This is a genomic window from Kitasatospora sp. NPDC088134, from assembly GCF_044741705.1.
Lineage (GTDB): Bacteria > Actinomycetota > Actinomycetes > Streptomycetales > Streptomycetaceae > Kitasatospora.
In genome coordinates this window covers 520295-539220 of sequence record NZ_JBIUTD010000001.1, presented here as the reverse complement: position 1 = coordinate 539220, position 18926 = coordinate 520295, and the positions used below count along the sequence as shown (strand labels likewise).

Here is an 18926-nt window from a genome sequence, read left to right as displayed (position 1 = left end):
GGCAGCCATGGAAGAGCAGCACGATCCGAACCGCCTCCCTGCCGCCTCCGAGGACGACCTCGACCTCCCGGCCGTCCTGGCCGGCATCGGCCCCCGCCTGCGCGCGGTGCGCCGCGAGCGCGGCCTGACCCTGGAGGCCGTCGCGGCGGCCACCGGCCTCTCGGTGAGCACGCTGTCCCGGCTGGAGTCGGGCAAGCGCCGCCCCACCCTGGACCTGCTGATCCCGCTGGCCCGCGCGCACCGGATCGCCATCGACCGGCTGATCGCCGCCCCCGCCACCGGCGACCCCCGGGTGCACCTGGCCCCGCGCCGGCACAAGGGCGGCAGCGTGATCGTCCCGCTGACCGAATACCCGGGCCGGGTCCAGGTGTTCAAGCAGATCCTGGCGCCGCGCGAACCGAAGCTGACCACCCACGGCGGCTACGAGTGGCTGTACGTCCTCTCCGGCCGCCTCCGCCTGATCATCGGCGACCGCGACGTCCGCCTCGGCCCGGGCGAGGTCGCCGAGTTCGACACCACCGAACCGCACTGGTTCGGCCCGGCCGACGCCACCGCCGTCGAGGTCCTGCACCTGTTCGGCCCGCACGGCGACCAGCCCCGCCCGCTCACCTGAGGCACCGGCAGTGGCTGGGCCCGGCTTGCCACTGCGTGCCACTTTGGTATGGACCACTGGACGGCTTCCGGGGCGGGGCGCAGACTGGCGCGATGGCGCTCCGCACGATGGTCACCGGACTGGAACTGCACGAACTCGATGTGCCGGACCCGGGGTTGGTGCCGTTCGCGGCCGGCCGGTTCGACGCGCTCGGACCACTCTCCCGGGCGGACTTCCCGCACCGGCACGCCTTCTACGAACTGGCCTACGCCACCACCGGCAGCGGGACGCACGTGGTGGACCTGGCGGAGCACCGGATCGAGCCGCCGGTGCTGTTCACGGTGCTCCCGGGGCAGGTCCACCACTGGCGCGGCGCGAAGGAGCTGGACGGCTGGTTGCTGCTGCTGAACGAGGACTTCCTGCTCCGCCACCCGGAGGACCTGGCGCTGCTGCGCACCCTCGGGGCCGGCCCGCCGGTCCGGCCGGACCGGGCCGCGCACCGTGAACTGTCCTACCTGATGCGGGAGTTGACGGCCGAGCACGAGGCCGGACTGGAGGGCGGGCCCGGCGTGCTGCAGGCCCTGCTGCACGTCCTGCTGGTACGGGCCTCCCGGGTCGCCCGAGCCGCCCGGGACGGGAGCGGCGGCGGCCCCCGCGCCGCGGTGCACCCGCTCGCCGAGCGCTTCGGCCGGATGATCGCCGAGGGCGGCCGCGCGGACCGCTCGGTGCTCGCGCTGGCCCGCGAACTCGGCGTCTCGGCGGGCTACTTGCACGAAGTGGTGAAGGAGGCCACCGGCCGCACCCCGGCCCGGCTGGTCCGCGAACAGCAGACCCTGGAGGCCAAGCGGCTGCTCGCCACCACGGACTTGACGATCCGTCAGGTCGCCGCAGCGGCCGGCTTCTCCGACCCGGCCTACTTCTGCCGCTTCTTCCGCCGCGAAGTCGGCCGCACCCCGGGCGAGTTCCGCGAACGCGCGGGGTGAGAACGCAACCGGCTTCCACGCCCGAGGAATTCACCACGCCTGAGGAATCCACCACGTCCGGCCGCCCCCGTCCATCGACGGCCCGCCCGCCCAGGGCCTAGCGTCTGAGCAACCCCACACAGCGCCGCCGTCCCGGGAGGCCCGACCTCTCCAGGTGTCATGTCCCATCCAAAGGGAATCCGGGCGTGCGGCGACCGAGCGACCGACGAAGCACCCGAACGGAGAGCCATGTCCACCCCCCACCACCCCATGGACGACCTGGGCGATCGCAAGATCAGCCGCAAGAGCCTGCTCAAGGCCGCCGCACTGGCCGGCGCCGCCCCCGTGCTGATCGGCGGCGGGACGGCCCTGGCCCGCGACAACGCCGCCGCCGGGTCGGCCACGCTCCCGCTCACCCCCGACTGCCAGGACGGCGACCACCTCACCGAGGAGCAGATCGAGGGCCCGTACTTCAAGCCCGGCTCCCCGCTGCGCACCAGTCTGGTCACCTCCGGCACCCCCGGCACCCCGCTGACCGTCAGCGGCTACGTCTTCGGCCGCAACTGCGCCCCGATCCCCGGTGCGCTGCTGGACTTCTGGCAGGCTGACACCAACGGCAACTACGACAACAGCGGCTACACCTTCCGCGGCCACCAGTTCAGCGACGCCAACGGCGGCTACACGCTGACCACGATCGTCCCGGGCCTCTACCCGGGCCGCACCCGGCACATCCACGTCAAGGTGCAGGCCCCGGGGCAGCCCATCCTCACCACCCAGCTGTACTTCCCGAACGAGCCGCGCAACGCCACCGACACCATCTTCGACCCGGACCTGGTGATGACGGTCCGCCAGGTCGGCAACGGGCGCCAGGCCAGCTTCGACTTCGTGCTCAACGTCAACGGCACGCCGCGCCCGACCAGCAGCCCCACCACCGGCCCGACCAGCAGCCCCACCCAGGGCTCGCCCAGCCCCAGCCCGAGCAACACCGGCGGCGGCACCACCACCTGGAAGGTCGGCACCAGCTACAAGGTCGGCGACCAGGTGACCTACAACGGCGTCACCTACGTCTGCATCCAGGGCCACGTCGCCTACGCGGGCTGGGAGCCGCCGAACGTCCCGGCCCTCTGGTCGCGCCGCTGACCGCACCACCCAGGGTCCGCCCCCTCGGACCCCCTGGTCCCGCCGCTGACCGCAACTCACCCCCACGCGGGGCGGTCAGCGGCGACAGCCACCCGAAGCGGCGGTGCGGCCCCACTCCGTGGGAGGGGAAAACCGGGAGACCGGGGCCGCCTCCGCCAGCGCCGTGGCGGCTCGAGCGCGGGGTGCCCGAGCCGCCACGGCGCACCACGGCACCGACGCGCCACGGCACCACCGCACCGACGCGCCACCCGAAGCACCCAGGACCGCCGTCGCCCCACCGACGCGCTGCCGACCCCCGTACGCTCGCTCCATGAACGGGCATCAGCACCTGGTGGTGACCACCACCCACGAGGACGAGGACTCCGCCCGCGCCCTCGCCACCACCCTGGTCCGTGAACGCCTCGCCGCCTGTGCCCAGGTCCACCCCACCCGCTCGGTGTACTGGTGGGGCGGCGAGGTCCAGGACACCGCCGAGTGGCGGATCGACCTGAAGACCCGGGCCGCGCTCGCCGACCGCCTGATCGCCCGGATCGGCGAACTGCACAGCTACGACACCCCCGAGGCCGTCGCCGTCCCCGTGGTCGCGGGCGCCCCGGCCTACCTGGCCTGGCTGGACGCCGAGACCGGCGCCGAGCCCGAGACCGACCCCGCGGACCCCGCCGGATAACCGTTCGCGGCCGGTCCGCCGCACCCCCTACGCTCCGGCCGAGAGCCGCCGTCCCGGGGAGAGCCGCACCGTGCCGATGCACCACACCGTCCGCGCCGTCAACGACCTGACGACCCATTGGGGGCGGGCCGCCGCAGAACCCGGGCGGAACACCGTGTTCAGCGCCCCGGGCGCCTGGGCCCCGCTCGCGCTGCTCGCCGCCGGGGCCGGTGGTCCGGCGGCCACCGAACTCGCCACGGCCCTCGCCGTCCGCCCGGACGACGCAGCCGGGGCCGCGCGCGAACTGCTCGACGCCCTCGACCGCATCCGCGGCGTCCGCACCGCGCTCGGCGTGTGGACCAGGGACCGGCTGCCGCTCGAACTGCGCTGGCAGGCCGCGCTGCCCCCGCACACCCGGGGCCGGATCACCGGCGACGAGGCCGCGGACCGCGCCGCCGTGGACGCCTGGGCCGCCGAGCGGACCGGCGGCGAGATCCTCCGGATGCCGGTCGCCGTCGACAAGGACACCGAGCTGCTGCTGGCCGGCGCGCTCACCGTCCGCACCGACTGGATCCGCCGATTCACCGGCGACGTACGGCAGTTCGGCGCCGGGCCGTGGCAGGACCGCTTCGTCGGCGTCCTCGACCGCCGCACCGCGCTGCTCGACCGGGTCGGCGTCGCCGAGACCACCGCCGGACCGCTCACCGTCCTCCAAGTGCTCGGCCTGCAGGGCGTGGACGTCCACCTCTGCCTCGGTCCGGCGGACGCCGCACCCGGCGAGGTGCTGGCCGCCGCCGTCCGCACCGCCGAACGGCCCGCCCTGCTGCGCCCGGGCTCGGCGCTGCCGGACGGCGAACCCGGGCCCGGGCTGTCCGCCCACTGGATGCCCAGCTACCGGCGGGAGCCCGAACTCGCCGTCACCACCGTGGCGTTCGACCTGACGGACGACCACGACCTGCTGGAGCGGGCCGAGCTGTTCGGGCTGCGCGCCGCCACCGACCTCACCCGGGGCCACTTCCCCGGGATCAGCGCCGCCCCGCTGGCGATCGGGGCCGCCGCCCAGTCCGTCACCGCCGCGTTCGGGCCGCGCGGCTTCCGGGCCGCCGCCGTCACCGCCTTCGGGACGGCCGGCGGGTGCGCGGCCACCCGTCCCCCGTACCGGGTGCGCCGGATCAGGGCGGTCTTCGACCGGCCGTTCGCCTTCCTCGCCGTGCACCGCACCTCGCGGCTGGTGCTGGCGGCCGGCTGGGTCGCCGAACCCGCGACCGAACCGGAACCGCGCTGGTGAAGCCACCCGGGGCACCGGCCGGTCGGCCCGGGCCACTACACTCCCCGGCGGAAGTGCGGGAACGGAACATCCGGGGAGCGGGGGGCATCGTGCGACGTTGGGGTGCGCTGGGGAAGGTGGCGCTGGCGACCCTGGTGCTGGGCCTCCTGCTGGGGGTCGGCACCGTCGGGTACACGCTGGCGCTGAAGCCGCGCGCGACGAGGGTCGGCAGCAACAGCATGGCGCCCACCTACACGGCCGGCCAGCAGGTCACCCTGATCGGTGTCCACCCCGACCGGATCCGGCGCGGCGACGTCGTGCTGATCGACTACCGGATCGCCGCCGACCAGGAGCCGATCCAGGCGCTCAGGCGGGTGGTCGCCCTCGGCGGCGACCGGATCGGCGACTGCGTGGGCTCCCGGATGCAGCTGAACGGCGCCCCGCTCGACGAGCCCTACCTGCGGGGCGGCACGTCCAACGGCCGGGCCTGCTTCGACGTGACGGTGCCCGAGGGGCAGATGTTCCTGCTCGGCGACAACCGGACGGCCTCGATCGACTCCCGGCAGTGGCGGTCCGTCCCGCTCACCGCCGCCACCCACCGCGAGATGAAGAGCGCGCGCGGGGCCGTGATGACCATCGGCCTGCTCGGGCTGGCGACGCCGGCGGCCCTGCTCCTCGGGCTGGTCCTCGGTCTGATCGCCTGGCGCCGCCGCCGCAACGCGCCGCCCGAGCCCGTCACCTACCCGGACTGGGTCCCCGCCAAGACCCCCTGACCGACCCGCCCCGGGCCCGGAGTTGTCGGCGGCAGCCCCTAACATCGCGCCCATGCGAGCATCAGGAACCTTCACCGTCAGCGAGTTCACCCCCACCGACCTCCCCGCAGGCGACATCGAAACCGCCTCCGGGGTGGGCGTGGCCACCATGCGCAAGGAGTTCCGCGGCGAGGTCGAGGGGCGCTCCCACACCCTGTTCACCGCCGCCTTCGACCAGGCCAGCGGCGTCGGCACCTACCTCGCCATGGAGTCCTTCGCCGGGCGCCTGCACGAGGCCGAGGGCACCTTCAACTTCGCGCACTCGGCCACCACCCTCGGCGGCGGCCGGGACGGCGAGTACTTCGTCGTCGTCCCGGGCAGCGGCACCGCGGGCCTGGCCGGCATCACCGGCACCGGCTCCATCGTGATCGACGAGGACGGCACCCACCGGCTGCACCTCGACTACCGGCTCCCCTGACCGGGCGTCAACTCCGTTGCCCCCGGGCCCAGTCGGCCAGCAGCGGCACGCAGCGCTCGGCGAAGTACTCGTAGTCGGCCGGGGTGTTGTAGACGTGGGTGGAGAGCCGGAAGTAGCCGGTGCCGTCGAAGCTGGTGAACGCGGCCTCCACGCCGAACTCGGCGGCCAGGCGGTCGCGCAGGGCGTCGGCCTCCAGCCGGGTGCGGCCCAGCCCGGCGGGCAGCGCGACCAGCCGCAGCGCGTTCACCGGCATGCCGACCTCCGCCCGGGCCGGCTCGCCGGTTGCGGCGGTCATCGCCTCACCGATCAACTCCTCGGCGTAGTCGGCGAGTTCGGTCATGTAACGGCGGGCCTCGGCCCAACCCCACTGGTCCGCCACGAAGTCGAGCGCGGCGGGCGCCGCCAGCGGGCCGGTGGCGTCCAGCGTGCCCTGGCTGTCGAAGCGCTCCGGGAACGGGTCCGCGCCGCCCCAGGAGTCGATCAACGGGTAGAGGGAGTGCCGGAGTTCACCCCGCGCGACCAGCGCGGCGGTGCCGCGCGGCGCGCAGCCGAACTTGTGCAGGTTGCCGACCCAGGCGTCGCAGTCCGCCCCGGCCAGCGGGTCATCGTCCAGGCCGGGCACGTGCGCGGCGTCCACCAGCAGCGGGATGCAGCGCTCCCGGGCCGCCCGGCCGATCAGGTCGACCGGCAGGTAGCGGGCGGTGGCGGAGGTGATCCGGTCCAGCACGATCAGCGAGGTGCGCTCCCCGACCCGGGACAGCACGGCCGCCGCGGCCTCCTCCGGCCCGGCCCCCAGCGGGACGTGCGCGGTGCGCAGCCGCCCGTTCCAGCGCCGGGCCAGCCGGGCGGCGCCCATGGTGACCGCCCCGTAGCCGTGGTCGGTGACCAGCACCTCGCCGCCGTCGCGCATCGGCAGGCAGCCGTACACGACGCTCGCCCCGGCGCTGGCGTTCGGCACCAGCGCGGTGAACTCCGCCGGGACGCGCAGGAATTCGGCGATCCGGGCCCGCGCGGCGGCGACCCGCCCGGGCAGCCCAGGGAACCACACCACGGGGGAGCGCTCCATCTCTGCCCGCAACCGCTGCTGCTCCCGCTGCGCGGCCAGCGGCACCGCCCCGAACGACCCGTGGTTCAGGTGCCGCATCGCCGGATCCAGCGACCACCCCGCCACGGCGGCCCGCCCGTCCCGCAACAGCAGCGGCTTCGGCGCGACAGCACTCCCCACGACAGGTCCCTCCGCTCCCGGCCGGAGCCACCCGCACCCGGCCACCTGCGCAGATCCTGTCACAGCCCCTACCGCCGGGTGTCGACCGTCCAGTGGTGGGTCCGCAGCACCCGGCCGGCGAACCCGGTCTCCCGCTCGCCGAGCAGGGTGAACCCGAGCGCCCGGCAGATCGCGTTCGAGGGGCCGTTGCCGACCCCGGGAAAGGCGTGCACGACACCCCAGCGCCCGTCCGCCACCGCCAGGTCGAGTACCGCACGGACCGCCCGCTTGGCCAGGCCGCGCCCCTGGAACCCGGGCAGCACCATCCAGCCGATCTCGGCAGCCGCTGCGCCGTCCACCCGGTGCGGCCAGAGCGTGACCGTCCCGGCGACCTCCGCGGAGTCCTCCGGCAGGATCATCTTGACCCACCATTCGTCCGCGGCGGCCCGCGCCACGTCCCTGAGCACCTTCTCCGCCATGCCCTCGACGGGCAGCGGACCGCCTAACTCGGCCGTCATCACCGGGTCGCAGCGCATCCGGACGTACGCGTCCACGTCCTCGGGGCGGACGTCGCGCAGCCTCGGCCCGGCGGTTGTCACGGCCGGACGGCGCCCATGTACGGCATGGTGTCGATGCCGACGACCTCGACGTTCTTGCCGGTGCGCGGGGCATGCAGGACCTTGCCGTTGCCGACGTAGATGCCGACGTGGTGCAGGTCGTTGTAGTAGAAGAGCAGGTCGCCGGGCTGGAGGTCGGCGCGGGCGATCCGCTTGCCGGAGTTCCACTGGTCCTGGGACATCCGGGGCAGGCCGACGTCGCCGGCCCGGTAGGCGGAGCGGGTCAGGCCGGAGCAGTCGAACATGTCGGGGCCCTGGGAGCCCCAGTGGTAGGGCTTGCCAACCTGGGCGTAGGCGAAGTCCAGGATGGCCTTGACCCGGCCGGTGGCCGGGCCGTTGTAGCTCTCGCGGGCCGAACTGCGGGACGCGGCCTGGCCGTTGTCGCCGTTGACCTTGGCCCGGTCGGCGGCCTTGAGGCCGGACAGGATCCGGGCGGCCTCGGCCAGCTTGCCCTGGATCTCGGTCTTCCGACTCGCCAGCGTGCTGTGCGCCTCCTCCAACTCGGCCAGCTTGGCGGCGGTTTCGGCCCGGTCCTGGTCGATCGACTGCTGCAGCCGCAGCGCCGCGCGCAGCGCGTCGCTCTGCTGCCCGGTGGCCAGGCCCTGCAGGTTGGCCTGCTTCAGGTACTCGTCGGGGGAGGAGCTGAACATCAGCTGGACGGTCGGGTCGATGCCGCCGCTGCGGTACTGATCGGCGGCCAACGCGCCCAGGGTCTCCCGCAGTTCGACGATCTTTCCCTGCTGCCCGGCCAGCCGGTCCTGCAACTTCCCGGCCTCGCCCTGGAGTTGCTTGGAGCGCTCGTCGACCTTGTTGTACTGCTCGGTGGCGGCCTCGGCGTCCTCGTAGAGGCGGTCGACCTTGGCCTTGATCTGGTCGAGGTTGCCGACCGGCTCGGCGGAGGCCGAGGTGACCGGCAGCAGCACGGCGGCGCCGGCCACGGTGCCGAGTACGGCGGTCCGGGCGCGGGCGGCGGTGGGGCTGGGCCGTCGGTGCGTTCCCATCGGCTGCGGACACTCCTCAGGTCGGCCACCCGCCGTTCGGGCGATCACTACGACACAACTTAGTAGTCCCGTAGATCGCCGGGCAACCCGCCCCCCGCCACTACGATGGGTCCGACCACGGGGGACGCAGGACGGAGCGGGCAGGTGCGAAGACTCGGCGACCTGGAGGCGGAGATCATGGACCGCCTGTGGACCTGGAACCGCCCCGCGACGGTCCGCGAACTCGTCGACGACCTCAACCGGTCCCGGCCGCTGGCCTACACCACCGTGATGACGGTCGCCGACATCCTGCACCGCAAGGGCATGCTGCGCCGGGAGAAGTCCGGCCGGGCGTGGAGCTACCGCCCGGCCTGCACCAGGGAGGCGTACAGCGCCGCCCTGATGCGCGACGTGCTCGGCGAGAGCCCCAACCCGACCGGCGCCCTCGCCCACCTGGTCGGGCAGCTCACCCCCGCCGAACTCGCCGCCCTGCGCGCCGCCATCGACTCCGTCGACGACGCGAACGCCCACGGCCACGGTCCCGGGAACGCCCACGGCCACGGAAGCCCCCACGCCCACGGCCCCGAACAGCCGGGCGGCTTCCGGTGACGGCCGCGCTCGCCCTGTTCGGCTACGCGGCCCTGGTCGGCCTGCTCGCCCCCCGCTCGCTGGCCCGTGCCCACTGGCCGCACCGCGCGCCCCGGCTCGCCGTCGCGCTCTGGCAGGGCCTCGCGCTGTCCTTCGTCACCGCGCTGGTGCTGGCCGTGCACCACCTCGCGGTGCCCGGCGTCCACCCGCACCTCGGGCTGCTCGGCCCGGTCCACCTCGACCGCGTCGACCTCGACGGCGTCCATCTCGACCGCGTCGACCTCGACGGGGTCGTCCACGGCGCCGGCCTGCCCGCCGGGACGGCCTGGCGGCTGCTGATACCGGCCGCCGCCGCGTCCCTCCCGCTGGCCCGGCTGGTGGGGGCGCTGCTGCGCACCGCCCGGCACCGCCGCCGCCACCGGGTCCTGCTCGACCTGGTCGCCGTCCGCGACCCCGCGCTCGGCGCGCACGTCCTGGAGCACCCGGTGCCCGCCGCGTACTGCCTGCCCGGGCTGCGGCCCCGGATCGTGCTCACCCGGGGCGCCCTCGACCTGCTCACCGCCCCGCAGCTGGCCGCCGTACTGGCGCACGAGCGGGCCCACGTCTCCGGCCGCCACCACCTGGCCCGGGTCGCCGCCGACGCCTTCGCCGCGGCCTTCCCGTACCTGCCGCTGGCCCGGCACGCCGCCCGCGAGGTCCCGCTGCTGCTGGAGATGGCCGCCGACGACCGGGCGGTGCTGCGCCACCCGCGCGCCGCGCTGGCCGCCGCCGTGTTCCGGGTGGCGGGCGGCCCGGCCCCGCACGCCGCGTTCGGCGCCGGCGGCACCGCCGCGCTGCTCCGGGTGCGCCGCCTGCTGCACCCGGCCGCCGCCCCGCACCCCGCCCTGTGCGCCGCCGCCGCGCTCACCAGCGCCGGCGCGCCCGTGCTGCCGCTGCTGGTGACCTGCGGCCCCGCCCTGCTCTGAGCCCAGGGATCCGGCCCGGCCCGGCCCGGCCCGGCACGCGCGACCGCCCGCCCCGGACGGACCGGGACGGGCGGTGCGGGCGGACGTTCTAGGCCAGCGGCTGCGGCCGGATCATGGCGAACGGTGCGCCCTGCGGGTCCGCGACCACCGTCATCCGGCCCGCCATCATGTCGAACGGCGGGGCCAGCACGGTGCCGCCGCGCCGGACCAGCGCGTCCACGGTGGAGTCCACGTCGTCCACCGCGAAGTACGTCAGCCAGTGCGCGGGGGTGCCGGGCGGGTCGTTGGCCAGCAGCGTGGCGCCGCCGACCGCCCGGCCGCCGACCCGCAGCTCCCAGTAGGAGTCGGCGCCGTCCAGCGGCTCGATCTCGATGCCGAACGCCTCGCCGTAGAAGGCGGTGGCGGCCAGCACGTCGCTGGTGTGCAGCTCGTTCCAGGTCAGCGCGCCGGGCTCGTTGACCACCTTGGCGCCGAAGAACTCGCCGGGCTGCCAGACGCCGAACACCGCGCCCTGCGGGTCGGCGGCGATCAGCATCCGGCCCAGGTTCCCGACGTCCATCACCGGGACCAGCAGGGTGCCGCCGGCTCCGACGATCGCGTCCTGGGTGGCCTCCGCGTCGGTGGTGGCCAGGTAGCTGGTCCAGACGGTGGGCGGCTCCGGCATCCCCTCGGGCGCCATCGCCGGGCCGATGCCGGCCACGGCCCGGCCGTCCAGCTCGCAGACCGCGTAGCCGCCGAACTCGGCCGGGCCGGGCTGCCCCTGCCAGCCCAGCAGGTCGCGGTAGAAGTCCAGCGCCTGCTGCTGGTCCTTCGCCATCAGGTCGACCCAGCACGGCGTGCCGGTCAGGTACGGGGTGGTGACTTCGGGCATCTCACGCTCTTTCCGGTCGGGACATCCGGGTGCTTCCCCCGCGAGCCACCCTCCCGGCGCGGCCGGGGTTCCGCCACCCGAGCGCCGAGCGCCGAGCGCCGAGCGCCGAGCGCCGGGCGCCGTCCGGCCGTCCGGCCGTCCGGTGGGTGGAATTCCCGGCGGCGCCGGGCGGGGCGGGGGCAGGATGCCCGGAACATTGACGGACCGTCACCCCGGAGGTGCCCCGTGGCGCTCACTGCCGACACCCGTCCCGCCGTGCTCGCGGCCATCGAGGCCGAGTGCGCGGCGCTCGGCTTCACGATGTCCTGCGACCTCGCCACCGGGCGGCTGCTGCGCGCCCTGGCGGCGGCCCGGCCCGGCGGGCGACTGCTGGAGCTGGGGACGGGCGCGGGCGCGTCGACCGGCTGGCTGCTGAGCGGGATGGACCCGGCGGCCACCCTGCTGAGCGTCGAGCTGGACCCGGCCCCGGCCGCCGTCGCGGCCCGGCTGCTGGGGGCGGACCTGCGGCTGGAGCTGCTGGTGGGGGACGGCGCGGAGCTGATCGACCGGCTGGCGGGGCAGCACTTCGACCTGGTGTTCGCCGACACCTGGCCGGGCAAGTTCCACCACCTGGACCAGGCGCTGGACCTGCTCGCCCCGGGCGGCCTCTACCTGGTCGACGACCTGTTCCCGCAGCCGACCTGGCCGACCGGCCACGCGGGCGCGGTGGCGGAGCTGCGCGAGCGCCTGCACGCCGACCCGCGGCTGCACACGGTGGAGCTGGACTGCTCGACCGGCCTGCTGCTGGCCACCCGCCGCCACACCTGACCCGCCGCCACCTCTGACCCGAGGCCACGCCCCGGCCCGACGCCGCCCGAGCCACGACCCGGTGGGCCGTCCGGGTGAGCGCGGGCATGGGCACCGGGGCGCCGGGCGCGTCGGTGCCTGCCGGTGCCTGCCGGTGCCTACGGTGGCGGGCATGTGGCAGGACATGTTCGACGCGGGGATCTCGTACGGCGAGAAGACCGTCCGCACGGTGCTGGTCTACCTGGCGCTGCTGGTGCTGCTCCGGCTGATCGGCAAGCGCGGGCTGGCCCAACTGAACACCTTCGACCTGGTGGTGATGCTGCTGCTGTCGAACGTGGTGCAGAACGCCGTCATCGGGAACGACAACTCGGTGGCGGGCGGCCTGTACGGGGCGGTGGTGCTGCTGCTGACGGACTGGGTGCTGGTGCGGCAGGCCGCCCGCTGGGACTGGTTCAACCGGCTGCTGGACGGGACGCCGACGGTGCTGGCCCGGGACGGGGCGTACGACCGGCGGACGATCGCCCGGCAGGGCATCCGGGAGGCGGACCTGGACGTGGCGGTCCGGCACCAGGGCGGCGACGCGATCGAGGAGACCTCGCTGATCGTGCTGGAGCCGGGCGGGACGCTGCTGGTGCGGCTGAAGGAGGGCGACCAGGTCGCGGACAAGAACGACGTGGCGGCGATCCGGGCCGCGCTGGCAGCGATCGAGGCCCGGCTGTCGACCACCGGGTGACCGTTTTCGACCGATTCCATGGCCGACGGGGCCGAAATTGACGAATCCTTAACGGCGGCCCCGGTGGCCGAAAAACCTTCGATTCGATCACCGAAAGCCCACCTGGCCTGCGGAAATGCGAACAGAACGATGATCATCCGGCCTGGTTGTCTTAACGCCGCAGGTCAATACGCTCCCGTTCTGTGTTCAACCTCCCCCAGGCGCTCAAGCGCCTCGTGATCGGCCGGGCCATGCGCAGCGAGGAGCTGGGCGAGACGCTGCTCCCGAAGCGGCTGGCGCTGCCGATCTTCGCCTCCGACCCGCTCTCCTCGGTGGCCTACGCGACCGGCGAGATCCTGCTCGTGCTGACCGTCGGCGGCACCGCGTTCCTCTACCTGACGCCGTGGATCGCGCTCGGCGTGATCGGCCTGATGGCGGTCGTGGTGATGTCCTACCGGCAGGTGGTGCACGCCTACCCGTCCGGCGGCGGCTCGTACGAGGTGGTGTCCAAGAACCTCGGGGCCAGCTCCGGCCTGGTGGTGGCGGCCTCGCTGCTGGTCGACTACGTGATGACGGTCGCGGTCTCGGTCGCCTCGGGGGTGGACAACATCATCTCGGCGTTCGGCGGCCTCGCCGACCACCGGGTGGCGCTGGCGCTGGGCTTCGTGGTGCTGCTGACCGCGATGAACCTGCGCGGCGTGCGGGAGTCCGGCCGGATGTTCGCCGCGCCGACCTACCTGTTCATCGGCGGCATCCTGCTGATGGTGGTCACCGGCCTGGTCCGGCTGGCCTTCGGCGACAGCCCGCAGGCCCCCACCGCCGGCCTCGGCGTCACCGCCGAGCACGGCAAGGACGCCCTGCAGGGCCTCGGCCTGCTGATGCTCGGCCTGCGTGCCTTCGCCTCCGGCTGCACCGCGCTGACCGGCGTCGAGGCGATCTCCAACGGCGTGCCCGCGTTCCGCGCCCCGAAGTCCCGCAACGCGGCCGCCACCATGTCGGTGATGGGCATCGTCGCGGTGGTGATGTTCGCGGGCGTCACGGCGCTGGCCCTGACCTCGCACGTGCACTACGTCGAGAACGCCTGCCAACTGACCGGTCTGGCCGGCGACTGCGGCAGCTACACCCAGCAGACCGTGATCGCGCAGCTCGCCTCGACCTTCCTCGGCGGTGACAACAGCATCCTGTTCTACTTCATCCAGGCGGTCACCGCGCTGGTGCTGATCCTGGCCGCGAACACCGCCTTCAACGGCTTCCCGCTGCTCGCCTCGATCCTCGCCCAGCACCGCTACCTGCCCCGGCAGCTGCACACCCGCGGCGACCGGCTGGCCTTCTCCAACGGCATCATCGCGCTCGCCGTGGTGGCCGGCGGCCTGCTCTGGTTCTACAAGGCCGACGTCACCAGCCTGATCCACCTCTACATCCTGGGCGTCTTCACCTCCTTCACGCTGTCCCAGATCGGCATGGTGAAGCACTGGAACCGCGCGCTCGCCACCGAGACCGACCCGGCGGTGCGCGGCGCCGCCCAGCGCTCCCGGGTGATCAACGGGCTCGGCGCCGTCACCACCGCGCTGGTCCTGGTGATCGTGCTGATCACCAAGTTCACCCAGGGCGCCTGGCTGGCCGTGGTCGCCGCGCTGCTGCTCTGGCTCGCCATGCGCGGCATCCGCCGCCACTACGACGCGGTCTCCGCCGAACTGGCCGTCGAGGACGCCGCCGCCGAGGCCGCCCGGCCGCGCCGGGTGCACGCGGTGGTGCTGGTCTCCAAGCTGCACAGGCCGACGCTGCGGGCGATCGGCTACGCGCAGGCGTTCCGGCCCGACACGCTGGAGGCCGTCACGGTGGACGTCGAGCCGGAGGCGACCGCCGAGCTGCGCGCCCAGTGGGAGGCCGACGGGCCCGCGGTGCCGCTGCGGGTGCTGGCCTCGCCGTTCCGGGAGATCACCAAGCCGGTGGTGGCGCGGGTGCGGGAGCTGACGGCCGCTCAGCCCGGCGACGCGGTGGCGGTGTTCATCCCCGAGTACGTGGTCGGCCGCTGGTGGGAGAACCTGCTGCACAACCAGTCCGCGCTGTGGCTGAAGTCGCGCCTGCTCTTCACTCCCGGTGTGATGGTCATCTCAGTTCCCTGGCAACTGAGTTCGGCCGGACGCGCCGACCGCCCCGCCCGCCGCGCCCCCGGCGCCGTCCGCCGCGGCGAGCCCGCCCGGGGCCGCTGAGCGGCCGCCCGCCCCGACAGGTGAACAGTGGGTGAACTCCAGCTCGGGAGCTGGACACCGCCGGGCTGACGGTCCGTCGGAACCGCCGCCGACCCGCCCGCCGGAACCCGCTCCGCCCGCGCCCCGGCTGACGCGCCGTCCGCCCCGGGCGGCCCGGAACCCGACCCCCGAACGGCCCCCCGGGGCCGCCCGGCGCGGGTCGGGTTCCGGCCGTCCACCCGCCCCGACCGGTAAACTTGCCCAGGTTGTCTTGCTATCGACGCCTTCGGTTGACCGCCGGGGAACCCAGGACGAGGACCGTGTTGGCCGTGATGACCGCTCCCGAAACCGCGCTGTTCCGCGCCCGTACGGCGCCCGAGCCGCGCACGCTCGTCGACGTGCTGACGGCCACCGCCGCCGCCCACCCGCAGGAGCCCGCGCTCGACGACGGGCGCACCGTGCTCAGCTACGCGGCCCTGCTCGGCGAGGTCGAGAAGGTGCGCCGCCACCTGGCGAAGGCCGGGGTCGGGCGCGGCGACCGGGTCGGCATCCGGGTCCCCTCCGGCGGCAACGACCTGTACGTGGCGATCCTGGCCACCCTCGCGGCCGGCGCCGCCTACGTCCCCGTCGACTTCGAGGACCCCGACGAGCGCGCCGACCTGGTCTTCGGCGAGGCCGACGTCAACGCCGTCATCGGCGCCGACCACCGGCTGGAGAAGGTCAAGCCCTCCGGCCACGACGCGCAGGCGCCCGAGCCCGGGGACGACGCCTGGATCATCTTTACCTCCGGCTCCACCGGCAAGCCCAAGGGCGTCGCCGTCACCCACCGCAGCGCCGCCGCCTTCGTCGACGCCGAGGCCGCGATGTTCCTCCAGGACGAGCCGATCGGCCCCGGCGACCGGGTGATGGCCGGCCTGTCGGTGGCCTTCGACGCCTCCTGCGAGGAGATGTGGCTGGCCTGGCGGCACGGCGCCTGCCTGGTCCCCGTCCCGCGCGCCCAGGTCCGCTCCGGCGCCGACCTCGGCCCCTGGCTGGCCGAGCAGGAGATCACCGTCATCTCCACCGTCCCCACCCTGGCCGCGCTCTGGCCCGCCGAGGCGCTGGACGAGGTCCGGCTGCTGATCTTCGGCGGCGAGGCGTGCCCGCCCGAGCTCGCCGAACGCCTGGTCACCGAGGGTCGCGAGGTGTGGAACACCTACGGCCCCACCGAGGCCACCGTGGTCGCCTGCGGCGCCCTGCTGACCGGCCGGGCCCCGATCCGGATCGGCCTGCCGCTGGACGGCTGGGAGCTCGCCGTCGTCGACGAGGCCGGCCGTCCGGTGCCGATGGGCGGCAGCGGCCAGCTGGTGATCGGCGGCGTCGGCCTGGCCCGCTACCTCGATCCGGCGAAGGACGCCGAGAAGTACGCCCCCCTCGACTCCCTCGGCTGGGAGCGCGCCTACCGCTCCGGCGACCTGGTCCGCGCCGAACCCGAGGGCCTGGTCTTCCTCGGCCGCGCCGACGAGCAGATCAAACTGGGCGGCCGAAGGATCGAACTGGGGGAGGTCGACGCGGCGCTCCAGGCGCTGCCCGCCGTCTCCGGTGCGGCCGCCGCCGTCCGCACCGCCCGCAGCGGCAACCAGCTGCTGGTCGGCTACCTGGTCGCCCAGGACGGCTTCGACCGGGACGCCGCCGTCGCCCGGCTGCGCGCCGAACTGCCCGCCGCCCTCGTCCCGCTGCTCGCCACCGTCGACCACCTGCCCACCCGCACCTCCGGCAAGGTCGACCGGGACGCGCTGCCCTGGCCGCTGCCCGACCTGGAGACCTCCGGGCCCGGCGAGCAGCTCTACGGCACCGAGGCCTGGCTCGCCGAGCAGTGGGCGCAGATCCTCGGCACCCAGGTCCGCTCCGCCGCGGACGACTTCTTCGCCATCGGCGGCGGCTCGCTCGCCGCCGCCCAGCTCACCACCCTGCTGCGCGGCCGCTACCCCGCCGCCTCCGTCCTCGACATCTACCAGCAGCCCACCCTGCGCAAGCTCGCCCGGCTGCTGGAGAAGTCCGCGCAGGCCGGGAACGCGGAGCGCACCGTCGCCCCGACCCCGCGCCGGGCCCAGGCCCTGCAACTGCTGCTGATGCTGCCGCTGGCCACCCTGACCGGCCTGCGCTGGTCGCTGGCGCTGGCCGCGCTCGGCACCGTCCTGCACCTGATCGGCGACTACCCGTGGGCGCCCACCGCCCCCTGGTGGCTGCTCGCGCTCGGCGCGGCCGTGCTGTGGTCCGCGCCGGGCCGGCTCGCCCTCGCCGCCGGCGGCGCCCGGCTGCTGCTGCGCGGCGTCGGCCCCGGCAGGTACCCGCGCGGCGGCTCCGTCCACCTGCGGCTGTGGGCCGCCGAACGCCTCGCCGAGGCCACCGGCGCCACCGACCTCTCCGGCTCCTGGCTGATCCGCTACGCCCGCGCCCTGGGCTGCCGGGTCGCCCCCGACGTCGACCTGCACGCGCTGCCGCCCGTCACCGGCCTGCTCCGGCTCGGCAAGGGCTGCGCCGTCGAGAACGAGGTCGACCTGTCCGGCTACTGGCTGGACGGCGACCGGCTGGAGATCGGCGCGCTGCGGATCGGGGCCGGCGCCGTCGTCGGCACCCGTTCGACCCTGCTGCCCGGCGCCAAGATCGGCAAGCGCGCCGAGATCGCCCCCGGCTCCGGCGTCACCGGCTCCGTCCCCACCGGCCAGCGCTGGGCCGGCGCGCCCGCCGTCAAGACCGGCAAGGCCGACCGGGCCTGGCCCAAGCAGCGCCCGCCGCGCACCCGCGGCTGGTCCGCCGTCTACGGCGCCACCGGCCTCGGCCTCGCCCTGCTGCCGCTGTTCGCCGCGCTGCCCGGCCTGCTGATCGCCGGACAGTTCGTCCACCCCGGCGACGACCTGGCCGCCGCCCTGCGCGGCGCGCTGCTCGCCCTGGTCCCCGCCACCCTCTCCTTCGGCCTGGCCTACGCCGGGATCGTGCTGGTCGCCGTCCGGCTGCTCTCGCTCGGCCTGCGCACCGGCCACCACCCGCTGCACAGCCGCACCGGCTGGCAGGCCTGGACGGTCAGCCAGCTGATGGACCTGGCCCGGGAGACCCTGTTCCCGCTGTACGCCGGCTTGATCACCCCGGTCTGGCTGCGGCTGCTCGGCATGCGGATCGGCAAGGGCGCCGAGGTGTCCACCGTGCTCGCGCTGCCCAGCCTCACCAAGGTCGGCGACGGCGCCTTCCTCGCCGACGACACCCTGATCGCCCCGTACGAGCTCGGCGGCGGCTGGCTGCGGACCGGCCGGGCCGAGATCGGCGAGCGCGCCTTCCTCGGCAACTCCGGCATGACCGCGCCCGGCCGGGCCGTCCCCGACCGCGGCCTGGTCGGCGTGCTCTCCGCCACCCCCAAGAAGGCCAAGCGCGGCAGCTCCTACCTCGGCATGCCGCCGGTCAAGCTGCCCCGGGCCGCCGACACCGCCGACCTCGCCCTCACCTACGAGCCCCCCGCCCGGCTGCGCTGGGCCCGCGGCCTCACCGAGCTGGCCCGGATCGTCCCGGTGTTCGCCTCCGCCGCGCTCGCCGTGTTCACCGTCGCCGCGCTCTGCGCCCTCGGGCAGCCGCTGCTGTCCGGCCCGGTCCTGCTGGCCGCCGGGCTGGTCGCCTGCCTGGTCTCGGCCGCCGCCAAGTGGCTGCTGGTCGGCCGGTTCCGGGCCGTCGAGCACCCACTGTGGTCCGGCTTCGTGTGGCGCAACGAGCTGGCCGACACCTTCACCGAGGTGCTCGCCGTGCCGTGGCTGGTCGGCCGCGCCGCCGGCACCCCGCTGATGAACCTGTGGCTGCGCTCGATCGGCGCGAAGATCGGCCGCGGCGTCTGGTGCGAGAGCTACTGGCTGCCCGAGGCCGACCTGGTCACCCTCGGCGACGGCGTCAGCGTCAACCGCGGCTGCGTCCTGCAGACCCACCTCTTCCACGACCGGATCATGAGGCTGGATACTGTGGAGCTCCGCGCGGGCGCCACCCTCGGCCCGGGCGGCATCGTGCTGCCCGGCAGCACCGTCGGCGAACGCTCCACCCTCGGCCCCGCCTCCCTCGTGATGCGCGCCGAGACGGTCCCCGCCGACACCCGCTGGCTCGGCAACCCGATCGAAGCCTGGCACTGAGTACGTGACCGCCCCCGCGCCAGGAGGAG

Annotated in this window: 17 protein-coding genes; 13 read left to right on the top strand and 4 right to left on the bottom strand. The window is 74.8% G+C overall.

Going from position 1 to position 18926, the window contains the following annotated elements; translation table 11 throughout:
- Positions 1-7: 7 nt before the first annotated feature.
- The 7 genes from ACIOHG_RS02290 (at position 8) to ACIOHG_RS02260 (ending at position 5837) form a co-directional block, all read left to right on the top strand.
- On the top strand, positions 8-613 hold the full coding sequence (locus ACIOHG_RS02290; RefSeq protein WP_400944344.1) for a helix-turn-helix domain-containing protein: 606 nt from the start codon (positions 8-10) through the stop codon (positions 611-613).
- A gap of 92 nt (positions 614-705) precedes the next feature.
- Positions 706-1575, top strand: a complete 870-nt coding sequence (locus ACIOHG_RS02285; protein WP_400944342.1) for an AraC family transcriptional regulator — start codon at positions 706-708, stop codon at positions 1573-1575.
- A 228-nt stretch (positions 1576-1803) separates the two neighbouring features.
- Entirely contained in the window at positions 1804-2694 is an 891-nt protein-coding gene (locus tag ACIOHG_RS02280; RefSeq protein ID WP_400944340.1) for a carbohydrate-binding protein, read from the top strand.
- Between the two features lie 310 nt (positions 2695-3004).
- Positions 3005-3361: a divalent-cation tolerance protein CutA gene (gene cutA, locus ACIOHG_RS02275; protein ID WP_400944338.1), complete on the top strand. Its 357-nt coding sequence runs from the start codon at positions 3005-3007 to the stop codon at positions 3359-3361.
- Positions 3362-3437: 76 nt separating this feature from the next.
- Positions 3438-4628, top strand: a complete 1191-nt coding sequence (locus ACIOHG_RS02270) for a serpin family protein (RefSeq protein ID WP_400944837.1) — start codon at positions 3438-3440, stop codon at positions 4626-4628.
- 89 nt (positions 4629-4717) lie between these two features.
- The gene (gene lepB / locus ACIOHG_RS02265; RefSeq protein WP_400944336.1) at positions 4718-5380 is read left to right on the top strand and encodes a signal peptidase I; all 663 of its coding nucleotides are present in this window, start codon (positions 4718-4720) and stop codon (positions 5378-5380) included.
- Positions 5381-5432: 52 nt separating this feature from the next.
- Positions 5433-5837, top strand: a complete 405-nt coding sequence (locus tag ACIOHG_RS02260; protein WP_400944334.1) for a DUF3224 domain-containing protein — start codon at positions 5433-5435, stop codon at positions 5835-5837.
- 7 nt (positions 5838-5844) lie between these two features.
- On the opposite strand, the gene ACIOHG_RS02255 is transcribed toward ACIOHG_RS02260, so the two are convergent.
- The 3 genes from ACIOHG_RS02255 to ACIOHG_RS02245 all read right to left on the bottom strand — a co-directional run bounded on the left by ACIOHG_RS02255 (position 5845) and on the right by ACIOHG_RS02245 (position 8659).
- Complete coding sequence (locus tag ACIOHG_RS02255; RefSeq protein WP_400944332.1) at positions 5845-7062, bottom strand: aminotransferase class V-fold PLP-dependent enzyme; 1218 nt, start codon at positions 7060-7062, stop codon at positions 5845-5847.
- 68 nt (positions 7063-7130) lie between these two features.
- Positions 7131-7640 carry a GNAT family N-acetyltransferase gene (locus tag ACIOHG_RS02250; RefSeq protein WP_400944330.1) on the bottom strand — a complete coding sequence of 170 codons (510 nt, stop codon included), beginning with the start codon at positions 7638-7640 and terminating at the stop codon, positions 7131-7133.
- A complete protein-coding gene (locus tag ACIOHG_RS02245; protein ID WP_400944328.1) occupies positions 7637-8659 on the bottom strand; it encodes an NlpC/P60 family protein in 1023 nt (340 codons plus the stop codon). Before ACIOHG_RS02245 ends, ACIOHG_RS02250 begins: the two co-directional genes overlap by 4 nt.
- 144 nt (positions 8660-8803) lie before the next feature.
- Between ACIOHG_RS02245 and ACIOHG_RS02240 the strand changes: the two genes are divergently transcribed.
- Together ACIOHG_RS02240 and ACIOHG_RS02235 are read left to right on the top strand one after the other, a co-directional pair.
- Complete coding sequence (locus tag ACIOHG_RS02240; protein WP_400944326.1) at positions 8804-9247, top strand: BlaI/MecI/CopY family transcriptional regulator; 444 nt, start codon at positions 8804-8806, stop codon at positions 9245-9247.
- Entirely contained in the window at positions 9244-10191 is a 948-nt protein-coding gene (locus tag ACIOHG_RS02235; protein ID WP_400944324.1) for a M56 family metallopeptidase, read from the top strand. Before ACIOHG_RS02240 ends, ACIOHG_RS02235 begins: the two co-directional genes overlap by 4 nt.
- An 88-nt stretch (positions 10192-10279) precedes the next feature.
- Here ACIOHG_RS02235 and ACIOHG_RS02230 read toward each other — a convergent pair whose 3' ends face one another.
- Positions 10280-11062 carry a VOC family protein gene (locus ACIOHG_RS02230; protein WP_400944322.1) on the bottom strand — a complete coding sequence of 261 codons (783 nt, stop codon included), beginning with the start codon at positions 11060-11062 and terminating at the stop codon, positions 10280-10282.
- A 225-nt stretch (positions 11063-11287) separates the two neighbouring features.
- Here ACIOHG_RS02230 and ACIOHG_RS02225 point away from each other — a divergent pair, with 225 nt between their 5' ends.
- From ACIOHG_RS02225 to ACIOHG_RS02210, 4 genes are all read left to right on the top strand, one after another.
- The gene (locus ACIOHG_RS02225; protein WP_400944320.1) at positions 11288-11869 is read left to right on the top strand and encodes an O-methyltransferase; all 582 of its coding nucleotides are present in this window, start codon (positions 11288-11290) and stop codon (positions 11867-11869) included.
- 151 nt (positions 11870-12020) lie between these two features.
- Entirely contained in the window at positions 12021-12581 is a 561-nt protein-coding gene (locus tag ACIOHG_RS02220) for a DUF421 domain-containing protein (RefSeq protein ID WP_400944318.1), read from the top strand.
- A gap of 230 nt (positions 12582-12811) precedes the next feature.
- Positions 12812-14773 (top strand): APC family permease, encoded by a 1962-nt coding sequence (locus ACIOHG_RS02215; RefSeq protein ID WP_400944835.1) that lies wholly within the window; start codon positions 12812-12814, stop codon positions 14771-14773.
- A gap of 311 nt (positions 14774-15084) precedes the next feature.
- Positions 15085-18897, top strand: coding sequence for a Pls/PosA family non-ribosomal peptide synthetase (locus ACIOHG_RS02210; protein WP_400944316.1), 3813 nt, complete (start codon positions 15085-15087; stop codon positions 18895-18897).
- Positions 18898-18926: the final 29 nt, after the last annotated feature.